Source organism: uncultured Clostridium sp., from assembly GCF_934754915.1.
Lineage (GTDB): Bacteria > Bacillota > Clostridia > Clostridiales > Clostridiaceae > Clostridium.
Window position 1 is genome coordinate 1 of the sequence record NZ_CAKVKB010000184.1, and the last position, 5,414, is coordinate 5,414.

The 5,414-nt window shown below is 31.9% G+C and carries 4 protein-coding genes; all 4 read left to right on the top strand.

Annotated features, from left to right (window positions below; translation table 11 throughout):
• The first annotated feature begins 114 nt into the window (after positions 1–114).
• The 4 genes from Q0F58_RS16885 (at position 115) to Q0F58_RS16900 (ending at position 5,369) form a co-directional block, all read left to right on the top strand.
• Positions 115–498 carry a YkvA family protein gene (locus Q0F58_RS16885; protein ID WP_294379036.1) on the top strand — a complete coding sequence of 128 codons (384 nt, stop codon included), beginning with the start codon at positions 115–117 and terminating at the stop codon, positions 496–498.
• 20 nt (positions 499–518) lie between these two features.
• A complete protein-coding gene (locus Q0F58_RS16890; protein WP_294379037.1) occupies positions 519–1,166 on the top strand; it encodes a lysozyme inhibitor LprI family protein in 648 nt (215 codons plus the stop codon).
• Positions 1,167–1,641: 475 nt separating this feature from the next.
• Positions 1,642–4,626, top strand: coding sequence for a type I pullulanase (pulA, locus tag Q0F58_RS16895; protein ID WP_294379038.1), 2,985 nt, complete (start codon positions 1,642–1,644; stop codon positions 4,624–4,626).
• Positions 4,627–5,153: 527 nt separating this feature from the next.
• Entirely contained in the window at positions 5,154–5,369 is a 216-nt protein-coding gene (locus tag Q0F58_RS16900; RefSeq protein WP_294379039.1) for a hypothetical protein, read from the top strand.
• The last annotated feature ends 45 nt before the right edge of the window (positions 5,370–5,414 follow it).

Consider the following 5,414-nt stretch of genomic DNA (forward strand, 5'->3'; position numbering starts at 1 on the left):
ATAACAAGGATTTATCATAAATGTTTTTTATTTTATTCAGTTGTAAAATTATTCAAGCATTTTTGCACTATTATAGCATTTACAAAATGTATAATAGTTAAGGAGATTAGAAATATGAAAGATAATAGTAAGTACAACAACGACTACTCAGAAGAATCATTATTCAACAAAATTAAATCGTTTTTTTCTAAAGCTGGTGTATCTGTAGTGTACGGAGCATTGTTACTTTTTTACGCACTTAAAGATCCAAATGTGCCTATTAAAGCTAAAGCAACTATAATAAGTGCACTAGGGTATTTCATATCACCTATAGATTTAATAGCAGACCCTATTCCAGTAGTAGGATACGGAGATGATTTTACAGCAATAATAACAGCCTTGGGTGTGATTTCTGTATTCATAACGCCAGAAATTAAGAGAAAAGCTAAAGAAAAAACAAAAGAGTGGTTTAGCAATGTAGGGGAAGAAGATTTTAGAGAAATAGATAAGAATCTATAATCGATAAGGGAGAGATGAAAGTGAAAAAAGTGATTGTATTAATGGGTTTAGTTATATCATTAATGGTAACTGGATGTACAAAAAAAGAAGATCCTAAAGAAGAAGTAGCTACAACTATAGTATATTGTGATAGTTGTGGAGAAGAATCAAGCGAAGTAACAAAGTTTTGTCCAAGTTGTGGAGAAGAAGCAAGATGGCTAGCTGAAAAGCCCAATATAGAGGAAGATAAAGAAAAGAAAGAAGAAATAGATAAAAAGAAAGAGGTAAAAGAGTCAGCTAAAGAAGAAACTAGTAGTGAAGTAGTACAACACAGTTATAAAAATGAATACATAAATAAGCTAAACTCCGTAGAAGAAGGAATGAGTGATTTAGATTATCTATATGAAAATGGAGTAACTGCAGAGATGAACGAAGCAGAAGCTACAAAGTTTGGAAGATGGGATGATATGCTAAATGAAATATATAGTTTACTAAAAACTCAACTTACAAATAGTGAGATGAAAGAGCTAAAAAACAAACAAATTAGCTGGATAGAATATAGAGATGCAACTGCAGATAGAGAAGCTAATGAGTGTGGAGGTTCTATGGCAGGAGTACAATATAATACTACAATGGCTAGAATTACGAAAGAAAGATGTTATGAACTAGTTAACACATATATGAAATAGTTAGAATAGAAATAGGAATAAATGATGATGTAATAACTATTGCAGAAGGTATTGAAACTTTTTCACCGCCTATTTTTGCTGCTTTTTGTAGCAAAAATGTTCAGACTTGCATAGAGCGTTTAGCACAGTATAAGAAGTTTATTGGGCCTATGATTTTTATTATAAGAAAAGAAGAAAAGAAATTCACAGTAGAATTAGCAGCAGAAGAAAAATATAATAAAATACTTTTATTCAGGTGATCATCTTCAGATTTTACAGCAAAAATCAGAGTGTTTTATTTGGGAAAATATATAGATAAAACTATTGGAAAGCTTATGGGTATAAAGAGATGATATTAAGAATACAACAAAGCAGGAATATTTAGATAATATAATTCAAACATTGTGAAATATTACAAAGTTTATATATATGTTATTTACAAACCTAAAAGTGTGCTAAAATGAAAAAAAGAAAACGTTTAATGGGAGGGGTTAATATGAGGACTATAAAAAAATTATCTGCAATGATAATGGTATTATTATTCTTAATTTCTTTTATTCCTATGCCAATGTCAATTGCAAAGGCAGCTGAGATATCTGATACAGTTTATGTGAAGGTAAGGTATGTAAGACCTGATGCAGATTATACTGACTGGAATGTTTGGGTCTGGCAAACTGGTAAGGATGGAAGTCAGGTAAATTTTATAGGGGAAGATGAGCAAGGCAGATTTGCAGTTGTTGAAATGCCTAAAAATGCTGGTTCATTTAACTTTATAGTTCGTAAGGGAGACTGGGATGAAAAAGCTACTAATGATGAAACTGTAGATTTAACTAAAGGTGACAGTGAAGTAGTAATTACTCAAGAAGATGAAGAAACAACACGTTCTGATAAAGAACTTAATAGAAATTTTGATAAAGTTACATTAAACTTAAACTATTTTAGATATGAAAAAGATTATGATGGAAGCACTGCTTCAATTTCATTAGATGGTCAAGATAATCAAGATTTAGCTTTCAACTCTGAGAATGGTTATGGAAAAGAAGTTTCAATCACAAAAAACTCTGTAGTAGATAAAAAAGCTTTTTCAGTTAAAGTTGGAAATGATAATAGTAAAGATAAAAACATTAATTTAGCTTATGCAAATAATAATGGTGAAATAAATGCATATTTGTTACAGGATGATGATAAGGTTTACTATAATCCGAAGGAACCAATAAGATTTCCTGAAATAACATCTTTTAAGATTGATTCTTTAAACAGTATGAGCTTTAAAGTAAATTCTTTACTCAGCAATACAAACGATTTCACAATAAAGAAAGATGGAATTGAGATTCCTAATAATTCTTATGTAGTAAATATAAATGATACAAAATTAGGTGGCACTATAAACTTAAATGATAGTATAGACATTAATAGTACTTATACTTTAGAAAAACCCAAATATAAGAGCTTAGATGCAAGCTTAGGAAGTAAAATGCTAGGTAGTGAATATTTTAATAATTTATACAAATATGATGGAGATTTAGGTGCTGTTTATAGCAAGGACAATACAAAATTTGTTTTATGGGCTCCGACAGCTAAGAAAGTACAAATCGCTTTCTACGGAAAGGATGGAAAGGCATATAGTTCACCAGCTGAAAAAATTGTTGATATGACAAAAGGAAATAATGGTGAATGGATTTATACTGAAAGTGGAAATTTAGATGGTGAGTATTACAATTACTTAGTAACTGTTAATGGAAAAGTAAATGAAGTTGTTGATCCTTATGCAAAAGCAGTTGGGATTAATGGTAAAAGAAGTATGGTTGTTAATTTAGAAAGTACTAATCCAGAAGGATGGGATTCAGATATTAAACCTCAATTAGAATCACCAACAGATGCAAGAATATATGAAATGCATATTAGAGATTTTTCAATTGATGAAAGCTCAGGTGTTCAAATGAAATATAGGGGCAAATATAAAGGAGTATGGCAGCCAGATACTGTAATTCCAGGAACTGATGTAAAAACTGGAGTATCACATTTAAAAGAATTAGGAATCAATGTAGTTCAATTAATGCCATCTTATGATTATCAATCAGTTGATGAAACAAAGGCAGATGAAGAATATAACTGGGGTTATGATCCACAAAACTTCAATGTACCAGAAGGATCTTATTCAACAAATCCTTATGATGGTAAAATAAGAATTGAAGAATTCAAAGAGATGGTAAGAGAACTTCATAAACAAGAAATAAAAGTTGTAATGGATGTTGTTTACAACCATACATTCAATACTGATTCATGTTTAGAAAGAGCTGTACCAGGATATTATTACCGTTTTGATGAAGATGGAAACTTTACAAATGGTTCTGGATGTGGAAATGAAACTGCATCAGATCATTATATGTTTAGAAGATATATGCTAGATTCAGTTAAATACTGGGTTAACGAATATCACATTGATGGTTTTAGATTCGACTTAATGGCTGTTTATGATATTGATACTATGAAAGCTATAAGGAAAGCATTAACTGAAATTGATCCAACTATTATAACTTATGGTGAAGGATGGAATGGTGGTACTTCTGCTTTAGATTCTTCCAAACAAGCATTAAAAGCTAACTGCCCAGAATTTGGTGAATTGCAAATGGGTATGTTTAGTGATGATTTGAGAGATGGATTAAAGGGCAGTGTATTTAATAGTACAGAGCCAGGATTTTTAAACGGTGTTGAAAATTTAGAAGATACAATTAAATTTGGTATAGTAGCATCAACTCAGCATGATGATATTGATTATTCAAAGGTTAATTATTCAAAAGCACCATGGGCTAATGAACCATATCAAACAATCACTTATGCGTCATGTCATGATAACAACACATTATGGGATAGGTTGAAATTAACTGAACCAAATGCAAAAGACTCTAAACTAGTTCAAATGGACAAGTTATGTGCTTCAATAATCTGGACATCACAAGGTATGCCTCTTATGATAGCAGGTGAAGAGCTGGCAAGAACTAAGTGTGATGAAGAAGGAAATCTTATTGAAAACAGCTTTAATGCTGGAGATTATGTAAATAAACTTGATTGGGATAGAGTAAGAGAATATAATGATTTATATCAATACTATGTAGGATTATTAAAACTTAGAGACGAACACAAAGCATTTAGAATGGATTCAACTAAAGACATTCAAGCTAACTTAAAATTCTTAAAGAATGGTGTAGATTTTGATGGAAGTAACGTAATTGCATATACTTTAAATGGTAAAGCTGTTGGCGATATTTGGGATAATATGGTGGTAATGTTTAATTCAAGTGATAAAGATGTTGACATAAACTTACCAGGGGATAAGGAATGGATAGTTGTATTAGATTCTGAGAAAGCAGGAGTAGAAAATTTAGGCACAGTTAAAGGAAAAATTACTGTACCAGCAAAAGGATCTTATGTACTTGTAGATGCTGAAAGCTATACAAGAACACAAAAAACTAACTCTTAAAATAGAGAATCTAAGATTGTAAAAAAATCCTTTATTGGGGAGAATTTAAAAATACTATATTAATATAAGAGATGATTTCTGTACTAAACAGGAATCATCTTTATTTGTGTGCCCAGCATGGGCAACAACTTGGCGGTGAAAGTCCGTTGTGGGCTTGGTAGTGGGAACCACTAGCCAAGGGCAAGGGTGTCCATCGTGAGGTGGAATCTGAAGGAAGCCTAAGGCAAACTCTCGGTCTGAGGGACACGAACTATATACAAGGCTTGCTAAGGACGGACGAGTTTGCAAAACAAAACAAAGTCCAACACTACCCGAATCCTTAGGAGTAAATATAGCAGATATATGAGAAGAAGGTTGTTGTTCTTACCTGGGGAGGTCTGATAGATATGTTGTAAATAAAGATGAATTTCTAATGCAACAACTTGCATAGTGATATGCAACTGAACTATCAGAAGTAGCAGAAGTCATAGTAACTCCGCTAATCGCGATAGCGGATGAAGGACTGAACTTTAAGGAGGTTTTGAAATTTGAAAGTTTCGCAGAATAATCAAAGATTGCAGAAAACTAAACATTTAGGCTCTAGTGCTGAAGATAGAATGGAATTCGAAGGTAAGCAAAGAGTGCATAGAAGATTCTCGGTAACTTCAAAGGGAGAAACAAGTGAATTTCAATATGGCTCACTAGAACGAATATTATCAAAAAGCAACTTACCCCTGGGTGGTAAGATAATTGTCGTAAGATAAAAAGTATGGTATTCTCGTACTAGAAAATAATGAGGAGAATCTGAA

What these genes read in the sequence shown, in the direction of transcription:
- Q0F58_RS16885 (WP_294379036.1), top strand. Translation starts at nt 115, where the DNA reads ATGAAAGATAATAGTAAGTACAACAACGACTACTCAGAAGAATCATTA.
- pulA (WP_294379038.1), top strand. Translation starts at nt 1,642, where the DNA reads ATGAGGACTATAAAAAAATTATCTGCAATGATAATGGTATTATTATTC.